Genomic DNA, 15,930 nt, shown 5'->3' on the forward strand with positions numbered 1-15,930 from the left:
ATCAATCAATCAATCAATCAACAGTAAGCATATAGCCAACTCCTCTGACATTGGTAATCTTGATGCGGTCATCCTGACTGAGGTATTTTCGTATCCGGCTGATAAACACATCCAAGCTTCGTCCCGTAAAATATTTATCATGACTCCAATAGGCTCGCATGATATCCTCGCGTGGGATGACCTTATCTTTTTGTTCGTATAACTTCCGCAGCAGCTCACTTTCACGGAAAGACAGCTTAAGCACCTCACCTTGATAGGTCAACTGATGTTTTAGGCTATCGAGGCTATAGTCTCCTATCATCAGCTTTTGGCCGAACAGCATTTTGGGGCTATTTTTTAACAGGGACTCTATCCGCACAACCAATTCTTCAATCTTAAACGGTTTTTTGACGTAATCGTCTCCGCCCAAACGAAATCCCTTTACAACATCCTCTGTCTGCACTTTGGCCGTCAAGAAGATAATGGGTATCTGCGTGTCTGATTCGCGTATTTTTGTTGCCAATGTAAAGCCATCCATCACGGGCATCATGACATCTACGACCAAAATATCCGGCCGAGCCGCTGTAAATGCTTCCAAGGCTTCATGACCATTGCTACAATGGGTGACATTAAATCCATTCGCCTCCAGGCTATCGGCAACGATCATCCCAAGACTTGGCTCATCTTCTACATATAAAATTTCAATCATAGCGTTGTCATTCAATCAAAATATATTTCGGCTTTGTTTCTAAGAAATCTTTAGCATAAATCAGCCTAATTACTGTCCGATAAACGGCCCTATTTTCTTTCTGAAATATAAATATTGCTTTTTATTTGTAAGGTAATCGGATATTAAAGGTACTCCCTTTTTCCAGCTCACTGTCCACTGTGATCTTGCCCTCGTGCCTTTTTACAACCTGCTTGACATAAGCAAGCCCCAAGCCAAAACCCTTCACATCGTGCAGATTACCGGAAGGAACCCGAAAGAACATATCAAAGATTTGATTATGGTATTCTGCGGATATTCCGTTACCATTATCTGTAATACGAATATGGACATTTTCTTTCATTTCCTTCACTTCTACCTCGATATAAACGTGCTGTCCAGCATATTTTATCGCGTTTTCCAGTAAATTATTGATCACATTTTTTAAGTGGGCTTCATCGCCATTGATCCTTATCTCACTTGGAACGGCAATGAGCTTAAAGTCCACTTGCTTGGACTTATTCAGCTGCGCAACTTCAATGGCTCCTTTCACCATCGCGACAAGATCAAAATCAGAACGCTGCAGCACAATCCCTCTCGTTGCATCAATATCCATCTGAAGCACTTTTTCAATCATATTGGACAGATGCTCCAGTTCTTTTTTGGAGATATTCAGATAACGATTCATCTTTTCCCGGTCATCCTGCACACCATACAACTGTATCGCTTCTATAGCTGCCATCACAGTGGAAACCGGTGTTTTTAGTTCATGCGTCATGTTATCGACAAAGTTCTTACGCAGCTCGGCCATCTTATTTTGGTTGAGAATGGTTTTCATCAAATAGAAGAATGTCCCAAGCAGCAGTCCAATCAAAAGCAGTGAGATCAACAGCTGCCAACTTAAGCTATACAGCAAATACTTCCAATCCTCCTGAAACTTGATAACAAGAAATTCATTTTTTATGGGATTAACCATCATGGGTCTCGTCCAAGCAAGATTTGCTTCGCGGTATTTGCGTCGTACATCTTTGATTTGATCGTGTGGAATCGTGACAATAGCCATTTCAAATGGTACTGCTATGCTCTTATTGTTCAGGGATTCTTTAAACTTCCTTTCGATCAAATCCAGATTAGCTTTGTTCATCTCAAAGTCCCGGAACAGAAAGGGCGGGATAATTGCGCCTTGCCCTTCGCGGTCTTTGGGAAACATTTTCTCCCGCCTACTGTGGATCTCGCGATCAAATCGCTCGTTTTTAGGTCGTTCGGCGCTTACACGTTGTAAAGCCTTATCGAGTTCAGCAGCTGGCAATAAGCCCAGAAGCTCTCGTTTTACATCTTGGAGGAGGCGATTCCGATCAGCCTCGGGGCCATCTAACTTCCGATCACCATTGCGCGCTTGGTATGCCTCCTGAACAGCATTGAAGAGTGAACGCTCTGCGGTAGAAAGGAACAGGTCGCGACGATTGGTATAACTTCCATAAAGCCAAAAGCCTAGCACTACAGTAATTCCTGCCCCTATTAAAACGATCAAACTGATCAGTAATTTAAATCTTCTACCCATAACTAAAACAAATTTAAATTACTAGATTTGCAATCGCTGTGGTAATTAACCATATTTAACAAAATATAACACTGATTAACAGTTCGCATTGATTACTTTTGCACTATTCAAAAATTAATATGATTAAAGACTTTAAGAGACGTAGTATTCAACTTTTACTTCCACTTTTTACATTGGCCGCTTTTGTTGGTTGTAATAAAGACATTTCGCTCTCATTGGATAGTTCAAGAGATGAAACAATCGGTTTAGTACCAATTGATACGGTTTCCGCCAAAGTTTCGACTTATCAATTGGACGATATTCCGACTTCTGCTACTGGAACAATGCTCGTAGGAAAGAATAGCAATGCTGTTACGGGTAGCATGAAGTCTACAGCTTATATGCGCCTAGGAGTAGGAACGATAAGTAATGCTTCTATACCTGATGATGCTACCTTGGATTCTGTAACCTTGGTATTAAAGCCAAACAAATATTTTTACGGTGATACAACGAAAGTACAAAAGATAGCAGTACACCGTGTCACAGAAGAAATTACGCAAACACAGATTGATTTAACCAAACCTGTTGATGAACGTCCTGTTTTTGTAAGTTCAGCAGCGATATTCAGTAAACAAAAGTTTGCCTATGAAAATACCCCACTGGCACAACTTTCCTTTAAACCGCGTATACAATCGGCAGATTCCTTATTTTTTAGATTCAACAACAGCATTAGCAATGAGTTGTTTACAATGATCAAAAATAATGATAACCGAATTCAAAATAGTACAAGTTTCCAAGAGTATTTCAAAGGATTGGCACTTGTCCCTGACAATAGCAATACGGCAGTTATTGGATTCAAAGACACTGTATTTTTACAGGTCCATTATTCATTCCTGAATAATGAAGGAACAAAATCCGTTGGCAAACAATATTTTTCCATTGATAACAAGGCTTATCAGTATAATCAAATTGAAGCAGATCGCTCTGCAACAAAATTTGCGCCGATGACCATAAAAAATCCGCAACTTGCAAGTCAACAAACTGATGGAAATGTATTTTTAGAAGGCTCAACTGGTGTTGTAGCAAAAATTGAATTTCCAACGTTATTAGAATTGGTGAACAATCCATCCATTGCAATCAATAAAGCGGAACTGATCATCGAGGTAGAAAATGGAGCCAAAACAAATTTTGCGCAACCCAAGAATGTAATTTTGATGATTGCCAGTCCAAACGGGAACCCAATTAGTATGTTATTAACACCCTATGCGACTGATTCTAGAAGTGTGCAAGCACCTACATTAGTTCCTGGCGATGATTTTGGTTCCAATGGAAAATATACATTCAATCTGATTGAATATTTGACAAAAATTAAAACAACAGCATACAAAAACACTTCATTATATCTATCTTTACCGACATCGAGTTTGTTTTCAACTGGAGACAGGTTAATATTGGCAAAAGATAATGAGAATGATCCGAAAATTAAATTAAACATCCTTTATACTAAATTTCAATAATTTATGAACAAGAAAAATTGGCTACTCGTTTTATTAGCTTTTGTATTTACAGTTACAACTATCTCTTCTTGTAAAAAAAGTGACGACAGCACAACCAAATCAGATGAATGGTTTGCAAAAGCTGCTTTTAAAGGGCCACAAACTTCATCTGCTGCTAGCTTTTTGATAAATAACGTTGCATATGTCACTACTGGTCTAGCAAGTAACGCTGGTGGTAAACCATTCCGCGTGAAAGACACGTATGCGTATGACGCAGCATCAGATACTTGGGCTGAAAAAGCACCTTTCACAGGTGTTGAGAGAAACGGTGCCATCGGCTTTTCCATTGGTAATGTCGGTTATGTTGGTGGTGGAAATGACGGAACAAACAACCTAACAGATTTCTACAAATTTGACCCTACAGCTAACGGCGGAAAAGGTGCTTGGTCAAGCATTGCTCCACTTCCTATTGCTTTGTCTAATGCAGTAGCTTTTACTTTAAACGGTGCGGCTTATGTTGGAACCGGTGAAACTGTAGTTAGTGGTGGAACAACAAATACCAATGAGTTTTACAAATATGATCCTGCTGCTAATACTTGGCAAGCAATTAGTGATGCTCCTTTTTCAGCGAAAAGAAAAGCAGCTTTCTCTTTTGTTGTCAATAATGTAGCCTATGTAGGTGGTGGTATTTCTAACGGTTCTTACCCAAAAGATTTCTATAAATTTGATGGTAGCAAATGGACTAAATTGAACGATATCAATAGAGCTGATAATTCATATACGTACGATTTGACTCGTTCAAATGCCTCTGCGTTCGCGATCAATGGTACACCATTCGTTGTTGGTGGTTACAAAAATGCAGTAATCAATAGTACATGGAAATATAATATTTCTGGTGACTACTGGACAAATGATAACGGCGCTTTCGCTGGTTCAGCACGCCAAGATGCTGTTGGTTTCGCTGTAGGAAACAACGGTTACATCACGACTGGACTTAACGGTTCATCTCGTTTTGACGATACTTGGATGTTTACTCCGATTTATTAATCGAAATTAAATCAATATAAAAAAAGGAATGGAGTTTCAAACTTCATTCCTTTTTTTGCTTTAACTATTTTGCTCCTACTGGTTCAAAGGGGTTTTTAGTTTCCTTTTATAACTGCCTATTCTAGCGAAATCAGCCAACAATAATAGCATACACCCATCAGCTATATTGATGTCGGGTAAACTCTGCTCTTCTTTATTAGAGAGGCACGCTCCCGGAGATCTGCTCGCCATAATGTTTCATTCACTCCATACACTTCTAAAAGCGATCTGTCTCAGCCCTTGAGGCATCATTATACAAAAGATTGAATTGCATGCCTCATACGATAACATCCATACTTCAAAAAAGAATGGGGCCAATAAAAAAGAAAATGCTCAAAAAGCCAAATCAGACCCGTTGAGAATTGAATCTCTAAAATGATGTGGCAGCGGAATACGTATAAAATTGCATGAAAAAGGGGGTATCCAATCTTTTGGATACCCCCTTCTAATTTTACACAAACTTGCAATACTGTCGACCTTACGAAGAAGGATCAAGACTTGAAGTTCATTTATTTTTCAACTGTCTTGATCTCAAATAATGTATTCCATAACTTCCCTGTTATAAAAAGACGTTTTCCAGCTTGATCGTAAGCAATTCCATTCAATTCATTGTCATAAGCGGAAGTATGCTCATAGATACCAACAAGATTAATCCGTCCTTCTACCGCTCCTGTTTGAGGATTTATAATAACAATAACATCCTTTTGATAGACATTTGCGTAGACTTTGCCGTCTATATATTCCAGTTCATTAAGTTCATCCACGGGTCCAGCTTCATCGTAAACTCCGATAGCATTTAGCTCTTTACCGGTCGTTGCATCTAAAAAGAACAATTTATTGGATCCATCAGACTTTATCAAATGCTGGCCATCGTAGGTCAAGCCCCAACCTTCTTTGCTATTTTCATATTTAAAGGAACTTTCCTTGACAAAAGAATTTTTATCAAAGACATATCCTTCTCCCTGTTGCCAAGTCAACATAAATAACTTATTACCAACCAATGTCATTCCTTCGGCAAAAGTCTTTTCATCAAATTTGATCTCCTGTAGTACTTTGCCTGTTTTTAGATCGACCTTTCTCAAGTTGGACTCTCCATAACGGCCATTGGATTCGTAGAGAATACCATCCGCAAACTGTAGCCCTTGTGTAAAAGCTGTGGTATCGTGCGGGTATTTGTTGACAACCTCAAAACCATAGTTCTTCGCATTTTCAGGTACAACATAAAATGTACTTGAAACAGAATCGGGTTTTCCAGCATTGTATACCAGGGCGGAAATATTACGTGTACCATAGGCCATGTCTTTGGTATCAACCGTAATTGCCGTTGTATCTGTTGATGACCCTACATGTTTATCATCTACAAAATAAGCCACAGAGTCCATTGATACAGATTCAAATTTCAATTTCAATTGGACCTGAGCACCTTTTAAAACAGCTTGATTTGCTCCAGGAGAGGCAAATTCCAAACTTGATTTTTTTGACTTACAAGAAGCAAAAGCTAGTGCTGCAATTGCCATAAAATAAGTTATTTTTCTCATCTATGTATAGTTATTTATAAGTACGTATCCTCAACTATCCCAAAACGCATCTTTGATATGATTGAGTGCTGTTTTGGGAGATTTTGTTATTGCGACAACATCAAATCTGACTTCACCGACATAACCTGTTTTAAGAATATAAGCCTGAGCTGCACGAATCAGTAGACGCTGTTTTTTGCGATCCACAAATTCGTAAGGTTCGCCGAAATCCGTTCCCGACCGCGTTTTTACTTCAACAAATACCAAGGTATCCTTGTCCACGACAATCAAATCTACTTCTAAATTCTTAAATCGCCAATTTCTTAACACTATTTTATAGCCTATCTTGACGAGGTATTCCATGGCCATTTGCTCGCCCCATTCGCCCGTTTCAAGATGCTTTGCCATATCAAAGATTACTTTACAATAGTGTTGCCCAGAAAGCCGCCCAATAGGCGTTCGGCTTCTTTTAATTTCTGATATTTAAAAATAAGGACTTCCAGGTTGGCCACATCTTGTTCATGTTTCATTTCTTCACGAATATGATGCATTTCAGCTTCAATCTTACGTTTCTTGATCCGATAGATCGCTGTAACGACAAGTTGTTTTAGATGTTCGTATTCTTGCGTTACATAAATTTTACGCTTATCGTCATTCCAATTTTCGCTGAGCGAATATTTACTGGCAACGCAATTGATCGCCAAATCTGCTATAGCAGGGTCAGAGTTTGAATAGAATTGTTTCGTATCTGGAATTTCGTATTTTTCCGCAGCTTCTCTATAGACGTTTAAAATATAAGCCGCAGCTTTATCCTTAAATTCAATGTCGCTGATATTTCCCAATAGCAATCCTGCAACTGGAATATCACCGTCACCTTCCCAGGTTGCCAGATAATCACCATAGTTGATTAAAATTCGGACGATCTCACGTTCCTGGAGAATTTCCGAAGTCAGCTGTGCAGGCTGTTCTACAGACTCTATGGGAGGTAATCCCGCCCTTTCATCATCTGTCATAAAGAAATCCGGCGGTGGCCCGTCCATTCCGAAAGGGGGCATCCCTGTATTTGGCGGCGGACTCTGAGTTTTACGAGCAGCATCCTTATCCGCCTTCTTTGCTCTATTGAGCCTAATCTTGTTGAGTTCAGCCAACAAAATACGCTCTTCGATATCCAAAAGGCTGCTACATTCGCGGATAAAAACAGAAACCTTAATTTCATCGGGAATCAATGCAATACTTTCGACCACATCGCGAATAACCTCGGCCCTTTTTATGGGATCGTTATTGGCATCGCGAAGCAGAATATTCGTTTTGTAGAAAATGAAGTCCTGCTGATTGGATTTGACATAATCTTTAAAAGCCGTGGCACCAAACTTTTGCACGTAAGAGTCGGGATCATTACCGTCGGGAAAAAGCAGCACCTTCACGTTTAAGCCTTCTTCGAGCAGCATATCTGTACCGCGTAGGGAGGCTTTGATCCCCGCTTCATCCCCATCATACAGTATGGTCACATTTTTGGTGAATCTGGAAATAAGCTTGATCTGACCTGTTGTCAACGAAGTTCCCGAGGAGGAAACAACATTTTCGACTCCAGCTTGATGTACCGAAAGAACATCTGCATACCCCTCTACCAAGTAGCAATTATCCTCTTCCATAATTGCTTTTTTGGCAAAATTCAATCCATACAGTACATCGGATTTATGGTAGATTTCGCTTTCAGGAGAGTTTACATATTTGGCGACTTTTTTGTCGGTCTTTAGTGTCCGGCCACCAAAGCCAATGACACGGCCTGTAAGGTTATGAATCGGAAACATGACCCGGCCACGGAAACGATCATATAAAGATTTATCATCGCGTTCAATAGCCAAACCACTCGCGGCCAAATAATCTGGGTGAAAACCCGCTACCTGTGCTTTATCGACCAATGCCGTCCATTCCTCAGGCGAATAACCCAATTCAAATTTTTTGATGATATCCTCACGGTAGCCGCGCTCCTTGAAATAGTTGAGTCCGATCACCTGCCCCATTTCAGTTTTCCAGAGTTGCTCGGCGAAGAATTTACTGGCCCAAGCGCTTAGCACATATAGACTTTCCCGTTTATCCTGCGCGGCAAGCTGGGCTGGAGAACGCTCGACTTCTTCAATTTGAATGGAATATTTATCGGCTAAATAACGAATGGCTTCGGGGTATGAGAACTTTTCCAGTTCCATGACGAATTTGAGGGAATCCCCACCGACACCACAACCAAAACACTTATAGATACCCTTCGAAACAGAAACGTGGAAGGAAGGTGTCTTTTCATGGTGAAAAGGACAATTTCCGATCAAAGAAGTTCCCCGTTTCTTTAAATCAACGAAGTCTCCCACCACCTCTTCTATCCGTGCTGTTTCCAGTACCTTATCAATAACTTCCTGCTTTATCAAAACGTTTCTTTTTTAATGTAAAATTAGAATAAATCTTTTGCATCTCCACTACGAAATGGCTTCTTTAATAGCATTGCATAAGGGCAATTATGCAAATAGAAAGCAGAACAAGTGATGAGCCAGCTCCTATAAATAAATTGTTTTGATATGCTGTGCTTTGTATTGCATATCAAAAGCAATTTATCTAAGTTTGTTCTTCAATTTATAGCTGATTAAGATAATCAAAATGAGCAAAACAATCAAGAAAATATGCTGTATCGGTGCTGGTTATGTTGGTGGACCTACCATGTCAGTTGTTGCAAAGCAATGTCCACATATTGAGATTACGATCGTCGACGTCAATGCAGCCCGTATCGCGGCTTGGAATGATGAAAATCTCGATAATCTTCCTGTATACGAGCCCGGTTTACAAGAGATTGTTGCGGAAGCGCGTCATCGCAATTTGTTTTTCTCAACCGATATCGAAAAAGCTATCGACGAGGCCGACATGATTTTTATTTCGGTCAATACACCGACTAAGAATTACGGAAAAGGCAAGGGGATGGCTGCGGACTTAAAGTATATTGAACTTTGTGCACGGCAGATCGCAGCGGTTGCCAAAAACGACAAAATTGTCGTTGAAAAATCGACTTTACCCGTTCGCACAGCGGCAGCTTTAAAAAGTATCCTGGATAACACGGGTAATGGTGTTAATTTCCATATTCTTTCCAACCCTGAATTTTTGGCTGAAGGAACAGCGATACAGGATTTAATCAATCCGGACCGCGTGCTTATAGGTGGAGAGAATGATGAAGCTATTGCTGCATTGGTCGATATCTATGCACATTGGGTAAGTCGCGACAAGATTCTCACAACAAACCTTTGGTCGTCTGAACTGTCAAAACTAACCGCAAATGCCTTTTTAGCACAACGCGTCTCCTCCATTAATTCCATCTCGGCACTATGCGAGAAAACAGGCGCGAACGTCGATGAAGTCTCCAAGGCAATCGGTATGGATTCCAGAATTGGATCCAAATTTCTGAAAGCTTCTGTAGGTTTTGGAGGCTCTTGTTTTCAAAAAGATATCCTCAATTTAGTTTATATCGCACGGAGTTACGGTCTCACAGAGGTTGCCGAGTATTGGGAACAGGTGATTTTGATGAATGATTATCAAAAACAGCGATTTGCGGACAACATTAACCAAACATTGTATAATACTGTATCGGGCAAAAAGATTGCTTTCTTAGGCTGGGCATTCAAAAAAGACACGAATGATACGCGTGAATCTGCGGCGATCTATGTGGCTGATTATCTATTGAGTGAACAAGCTGAAATCACGGTCTATGACCCCAAAGTTTCTGCTGAACGCATCTATGCCGACCTCGATTATCTGAACACCAGATCTTCGGAAGAAAACAGGGCCTTGGTAAAGGTGGTCAATACCGCCTATGAGGCTTGCAATGATGCACATGCAATTGCAGTATTGACTGAATGGGATGAATTTAAGAACTATGACTGGGCCAAAATCAAGGAGCACATGAAAAAGCCTGCATTTGTGTTCGATGGCCGTAAACTATTGAACCGTAAGGAACTTGAAGACCTTGATTTTAAATATTACGCGATAGGCGAGTAATCAATATATAGGTAAAAAAGAACCCTCAGGATACAGTTGCGTACACTTATGCAGCTATAACTGAGGGTTTTGTTTGTGCCTGTTGTCAACGCATAAGGAAAGAGAGATGAAACACAAGCGATGCAACAGGACTTTTTATCTTAATTATTCAGCATTCCATAAAACTCATTCATGTAATAAGATTCTTGGAGCGCATCTCTGAAATTCTGCCATTGTTCTTCGTCAAATGAAAATACGATATCTGGATAAGGTGTTTTCATGATCAATCGAAATTCACCATCTGGAAATGTGCTAAAAAAGAGTTCATCACCATTACTTTTCGTAATATTCAAGAAGTCGAAGAATTTTTTCTTCGTAAATGTCAGTACAAAACTTTGTTGCCAGATATAATAGGTCTGACACTTATGGCAAACACTGATATGGGTATCTCCTCTTTGGCTTAGAATTTTTGTGTCACACATAGCATCTTTATTTATTTAGACTCATTATAAATAATATTCAAATGTAAGAATAGTTTTTAGAATAACAAGTACCTGAACAAAAAAAAGGCGATATATTTCTATATCGCCTTTTTTTGATTAGTGAGTATTAGTTCAAACCTCTCTTTTTCAATAGATATTTTGGATCTGGATCCGCACCTCTAAACGTACGGTACATCTTAGCAGGATCATCTGTACCTCCTTTTTCAAGAATATTCTTACGGAAAGAATCTGCTGTCACTTGATCGTACAATGATTTTTCCTTGAAAGCTGCAAAAGCATCCGAATCCAATACTTCAGACCAGATATAAGCATAATAACCTGCAGAATACCCACCTGCGAAAATATGTTGAAAATATGTACTTCTATAGCGCGGAATAATAGCATCAATAATACCTATTTTTTTCATTGCCGTTTTTTCAAAGCCATTAATATCTTTTGAAATTTCTTTTGTGGTAGCATGATAATCCATGTCTAACAACGCAGCAGAAAGGTATTCAACGGTTGCAAATCCTTGATCAAAGGTACCGGCCTTTTCCATTTTCTGAATCAATGAATCTGGCATCGCTTCTTTCGTCTTATAATGCTTAGCATATGTTTTTAATACCTCTGGATCTGCTGCCCAATTTTCCATCACCTGTGAAGGTAACTCAACAAAGTCACGTGGTACAGAAGTTCCGGCCATTGAGCGGTATCTTACATTGGAAAGAAGACCATGCAACGCATGTCCAAACTCATGGAACAAGGTAGTTGCTTCATCAAATGTCAACAAGGCAGGATTTTTTCCCACTGGTTTTGTGAAATTGCATACGATGGAAATTACCGGAGCAACACGTTTTCCATCTTTTGTCGACTGATTACGATAAGAAGTCATCCAGGCACCGCCTCTTTTTGATTCGCGCGGGAAAAAATCAGCGTATAAGAGACCTAAATGTGAACCGTCTTTGTCTTTAACTTCATACACTTCTACGTCTTTATGGTAGGTTGGGACATTGTTTAAGGCTACGAATGTCAAACCATATAATTTATTGGCGACACCGAATGCTCCTTCACGAACTGCCGGAAGACTCAGATAAGGTTTAATTTCGTCTTCATTCAATGCATAACGTTTTTTGCGAATAATCTCTGTATAATATCTCCAATCGTAAGGAGCGACAGCAAAATTGCCGCCTTCAGCTTTAATTTCCTGTGCGATATCAGCCTCCTCGCCTTTCGCTTTAGCAAGTGCTGGAGTCCAAAGTTTATTTAACAGTGCATAGACATTGGTCGGATTCTTCGCCATGGATTCCTCGAGTACATAAGCTGCATGTGAAGAATAACCCAATAATTTTGCTTTTTGAAGACGGAGATTAACAATTTTTTGAATGATTGCCTTGTTATCGTTGGTGTTATCTTGATTGCCACGCAACTGATAGGCTTCCCAAAGCTGTTTTCTCAACTCACGATTTTTTGCATACTGAAGAAAGGGCATAATGGACGGATTCTGTAAGGTAAAGACCCATTTGTCTTTCTTTCCTTTTGCTAAGGCTTCTTCAGCTGCTGCCGTTTTCAACGATTCCGGCAAGCCTTCCAATTGGCTCGCGGAATCAACGACCAATGTATAAGCATTGGTTTCAGCAAGCAAATTTTGTCCGAATTGTGTTGTTAATGTTGAAAGTTCAGCATTAATTTTTTTCATTTTTTCCTTATCCGCATCCTTTAGATTTGCGCCAGAACGAACAAAACTCTTATAGGTTTCTTCTAACAGTTTATTATCCTGTTCGTCCAGTCCAAGTGTATTTCGGCTGCTCCAAACTGTTTTGATACGGTCAAATAATTTGGTATTCATCGAGATTTCATCCGAATGACTCGATAAGATGGGGGCCAGATCTTTCGCTATTGCCTGAATACTGTCATTCGTATTGGCACTATTGAGATTATAAAATACAGTTGATACATTATTCAGTAATCCACCCGCATTTTCTAAGGCGACTATCGTATTTTGAAATGTTGCTTTATCCGAATTGTTGACTATTGTGTCAATTTCCAAATTGTGTATTTTTATTGCTTCATCAAACGCTGGCCTAAAATGCTCTGTTTTGATCTTGTCAAAAGGTGGTACATTAAATGGGGTTTCGTAAGCCAATAAAAGAGGATTATCTGTCATCACTTTTTTTTCCTCACAACCAACAAATGCAGTTGCCACTATCGCAAAGAATGGCAAAAGTTGTCTTTTCTTCATATTATCTGATTATTCCTGATTTTTTTCAAAGATAATAAAATTAGGCAAATGCTGAGTCTTCTGGGGGAAGCGTTACAAAGGAGCATGAAAACAGTCATCCTATTGTAAAACAAAAACTTATTCATAAATCTTGTTAAAAATAATCTGTCAATTTGAGTAAAAATATATTAATGAGCGATATTAACCGTTTCTTTTGGAGATGTGCGGGGGTACATCAAGAAACTCTTGAAAAATATCCGGAAGAACATAGTAAGTACACAGCCATAGGTGCTACTATTTTTTTTACGGGATTGTTTGCCAGCCTTTCGGGTGGTTATGCCATGTATTTCGTCTTTAGTGGGGGAACATTTGACTGGCTTTTAGCTATTGTATTTGGTATTATTTGGGGTTTAGCGATATTTAACATGGATCGCTATATTGTGCTCAGTATTAATAAATCCAAAAGTGGCTTTATGCAGCTTCTGCAGGCCCTGCCGCGAATTTTATTGGCTATTTTGATCGGGTTGGTTATCTCTAGGCCATTGGAGTTAAAAATCTTCGATAAAGAGATCCGGGAAAACCTCCGTGTACGGTTTCTTGCCGACCAACGCGCTAAAATTGACACGCTCAACAGTACTTTCAATAAGAAATATGCCAATGAAGTTGCACTTTTGAAAGCAACCACGACAGAACGTGACTCATTGGAATCCAGCATTAAAAATGACCGTACAAAATTGAACTACGAGATATTCGGTAACAAAACAACTGAAACGTCCGGTGTCATGGGGTATGGCCCTTATGCCAAAATGAAAGAAGAAGAGCTGAAGAAAAAAGAGGGCTATTTGGACACTTTACGGAACAAGATAACGACCCAGCAAAACGCTATACGCCAGAAACAGAAATTTGAAGGGATATTGGACCAAAAAGTTTTATCCAACGCTTCTTTGGACAGCGCCGTCAATGTCGCTGGTTTTGCAGACCGCAACTCTGCGCTGGGCAATCTAAGGTACGATGCCAATGGAAAGGTTAACGAGTCCAATGCAAATGCTGTATTTTTTATTGCGTTGCTTTTTGTCTTCCTCGAATGTCTTCCGGTAATCGTCAAACTTTTGGCAGGAAAGGATCCTTATGATAATGAAATCCAAAATCAAAGGACTATTCATGATTATGAATCAGACACCAATGTCACTGTTCAAAAAGAAGCCGTAGACCGTTTAAAGGATACGTATGTTGATGTTTCCATCAATAAGCGCATGAAAGAGCTTTAGTAGAACCGCTAGCAGAAGTTAGCAAAGTAGGTTTTGCATTTCGAAGCTAAAAATTATAAACGGGCTTACCTTTCGGCAAGTCCGTTTTTGTTAATCTTCCTCATCGTTAATCTTCCTCATCTAAAAATTTGGAATCGATCTGTTTATTTGCTTTAGCTCCTAAACGTTTTAATTTCTCTACTTTTCCAATCACATTCCCAGCTCCTGTAGAAAGTTTTTTAGTTGCATCTTCATGGCTTTTTAATGCGCGCTCCAACTGATTCTGCACCTGCTCCATATCGTTCAGAAAGCTCACAAATTTATCGTAAAGGCTCCCGGCTTCCTTTGCTATTTCAATTACATTCCTGGTCTGACGTTCCTGTTTCCAGATACTTGCTATGGTACGCAGGGTTGCCAATAATGTAGAAGGACTTACAATAACGACTTTTCGATCCCAAGCCTCACTAAACAAATCCGGTTTTTGCGCCACAGACATACTCAAAGCCGATTCTATAGGCATAAATAGCAATACAAATTCTGGCGATTCTATACCATACAACTCGTGGTAGTTTTTTGCGGAAAGTTCTTTCACGTGATTTTCCACAGACTGTACGTGTTGTTTTGCGAAAATTGCACGATCCTCATCCGTGTCGGCGTTGACCCAACGTTCGTACGCAATCAGCGAAACTTTTGAATCCACAATCAGGTGTTTATCTTCAGGAAGGTCGATAATCGCGTCGGGCTGCATTCTTCTTCCTTCGGCATCCATAAGAGACACCTGTAATCTAAATTCGCGATCGCGCATCAGTCCAGAACGCTCCAGGACCCGCTCTAAAATTACCTCGCCCCAATTGCCTTGCTTTTTGGTATCCCCTTTTAATGCCTTGGTTAGGCTATTGGCTTCGTCTTTAATTTTAAGACTCTGTTCGACCAGCTGAAGGACAACTCCCTTTAAAGAATTTCTTTCCGCTGCCTCCTGATTGTAATTTTTATCGACTTTCTCTTCAAACAATTTGATTTTTTCCTTCAATGGGTCCAAAATCAACCCCAGGGAACGATGATTGGTCTCTGTAAACTTTTGTGTCTTCTCTTCCAATATTTTATTGGCAATAACCTGAAACTCATTGTTGAACTGCCGTTTAATCTCGGCGATTTCATTCTTCTGTTCCTGAAATTTATCGAGCTGCGCCTCATAAAATGAACGTGTACTTTCTAAAGACCGCTCTGCGACCAGAAGATTCTCCCGTTCCTTATCCAATTCATTTTTTAGCATAAGGCGTTCTTCCAGCAAACTTTGTTCCCGCTGTTGCGATCTGGCAAGCTCAATTTTTAGTGTTTCAACCTCTTTATTGTATGCAGGACCAGCACTGGAATCGGTATTCTTTTTTAATACCAATACGATCAAAATGACCAATAACAATACGATTCCCGCAAAGAAAAATATTTCCATGATTTGTATTTTCTGAAGATGGTGTATGCTTACCTGAGCAGGTCTGTTTAACCATCATTGCATTTAATTAAACCTATAACATCTCAAACTTAATGGATCTGCACGACTAAAAACACTTATAAAAAGTCTGTAGTCAGTTGGCAAGCTGTTGTCAATTTACAAGGTGCATCATCCGCTTCGCCATCGAAGCAGAATCAG

At 39.7% G+C, this 15,930-nt stretch carries 12 protein-coding genes; 4 read left to right on the forward strand and 8 right to left on the reverse strand.

Features of this window, described 5'->3' with window-relative positions; translation table 11 throughout:
• Positions 1–13 precede the first annotated feature (13 nt).
• Together B4Z47_RS13875 and B4Z47_RS13880 are read right to left on the reverse strand one after the other, a co-directional pair.
• Complete coding sequence (locus tag B4Z47_RS13875; protein WP_070561365.1) at positions 14–688, reverse strand: response regulator transcription factor; 675 nt, start codon at positions 686–688, stop codon at positions 14–16.
• Positions 689–809: 121 nt separating this feature from the next.
• Positions 810–2,246 carry a sensor histidine kinase gene (locus tag B4Z47_RS13880; RefSeq protein ID WP_112375066.1) on the reverse strand — a complete coding sequence of 479 codons (1,437 nt, stop codon included), beginning with the start codon at positions 2,244–2,246 and terminating at the stop codon, positions 810–812.
• A gap of 119 nt (positions 2,247–2,365) precedes the next feature.
• On the opposite strand from B4Z47_RS13880, the gene B4Z47_RS13885 reads away from it, so the two are divergent.
• Positions 2,366–3,742 carry a DUF4270 family protein gene (locus B4Z47_RS13885; RefSeq protein WP_070561369.1) on the forward strand — a complete coding sequence of 459 codons (1,377 nt, stop codon included), beginning with the start codon at positions 2,366–2,368 and terminating at the stop codon, positions 3,740–3,742.
• A 3-nt stretch (positions 3,743–3,745) separates the two neighbouring features.
• Positions 3,746–4,768 carry a Kelch repeat-containing protein gene (locus B4Z47_RS13890; RefSeq protein WP_046672697.1) on the forward strand — a complete coding sequence of 341 codons (1,023 nt, stop codon included), beginning with the start codon at positions 3,746–3,748 and terminating at the stop codon, positions 4,766–4,768.
• 548 nt (positions 4,769–5,316) lie between these two features.
• Here the strand turns inward: B4Z47_RS13890 and B4Z47_RS13895 are convergent.
• The 3 genes from B4Z47_RS13895 to dnaG are packed head-to-tail and all read right to left on the reverse strand — an operon-like array spanning position 5,317 to position 8,744.
• On the reverse strand, positions 5,317–6,345 hold the full coding sequence (locus tag B4Z47_RS13895; RefSeq protein ID WP_046672698.1) for a glutaminyl-peptide cyclotransferase: 1,029 nt from the start codon (positions 6,343–6,345) through the stop codon (positions 5,317–5,319).
• A gap of 30 nt (positions 6,346–6,375) precedes the next feature.
• Positions 6,376–6,732 carry a YraN family protein gene (locus B4Z47_RS13900; RefSeq protein WP_046672699.1) on the reverse strand — a complete coding sequence of 119 codons (357 nt, stop codon included), beginning with the start codon at positions 6,730–6,732 and terminating at the stop codon, positions 6,376–6,378.
• Positions 6,733–6,740: 8 nt separating this feature from the next.
• Complete coding sequence (gene dnaG, locus B4Z47_RS13905; protein ID WP_115046406.1) at positions 6,741–8,744, reverse strand: DNA primase; 2,004 nt, start codon at positions 8,742–8,744, stop codon at positions 6,741–6,743.
• 226 nt (positions 8,745–8,970) lie between these two features.
• On the opposite strand from dnaG, the gene B4Z47_RS13910 reads away from it, so the two are divergent.
• A complete protein-coding gene (locus B4Z47_RS13910) occupies positions 8,971–10,356 on the forward strand; it encodes a nucleotide sugar dehydrogenase (RefSeq protein ID WP_115046404.1) in 1,386 nt (461 codons plus the stop codon).
• Between the two features lie 140 nt (positions 10,357–10,496).
• On the opposite strand, the gene B4Z47_RS13915 is transcribed toward B4Z47_RS13910, so the two are convergent.
• Positions 10,497–10,817, reverse strand: coding sequence for a hypothetical protein (locus B4Z47_RS13915; protein ID WP_070561379.1), 321 nt, complete (start codon positions 10,815–10,817; stop codon positions 10,497–10,499).
• Positions 10,818–10,944: 127 nt separating this feature from the next.
• Positions 10,945–13,056: a M3 family metallopeptidase gene (locus tag B4Z47_RS13920; protein WP_115046403.1), complete on the reverse strand. Its 2,112-nt coding sequence runs from the start codon at positions 13,054–13,056 to the stop codon at positions 10,945–10,947.
• Positions 13,057–13,226: 170 nt separating this feature from the next.
• On the opposite strand from B4Z47_RS13920, the gene B4Z47_RS13925 reads away from it, so the two are divergent.
• Positions 13,227–14,303 carry a DUF4407 domain-containing protein gene (locus tag B4Z47_RS13925; protein WP_070561383.1) on the forward strand — a complete coding sequence of 359 codons (1,077 nt, stop codon included), beginning with the start codon at positions 13,227–13,229 and terminating at the stop codon, positions 14,301–14,303.
• Positions 14,304–14,409: 106 nt separating this feature from the next.
• Here the strand turns inward: B4Z47_RS13925 and rmuC are convergent, their stop codons facing one another.
• Positions 14,410–15,732 carry a DNA recombination protein RmuC gene (rmuC, locus tag B4Z47_RS13930; RefSeq protein WP_046672705.1) on the reverse strand — a complete coding sequence of 441 codons (1,323 nt, stop codon included), beginning with the start codon at positions 15,730–15,732 and terminating at the stop codon, positions 14,410–14,412.
• Positions 15,733–15,930 lie beyond the last annotated feature (198 nt).

This window comes from Sphingobacterium sp. UBA2610, from assembly GCF_002339225.1.
Taxonomy (GTDB): Bacteria; Bacteroidota; Bacteroidia; order Sphingobacteriales; family Sphingobacteriaceae; genus Sphingobacterium; species Sphingobacterium multivorum.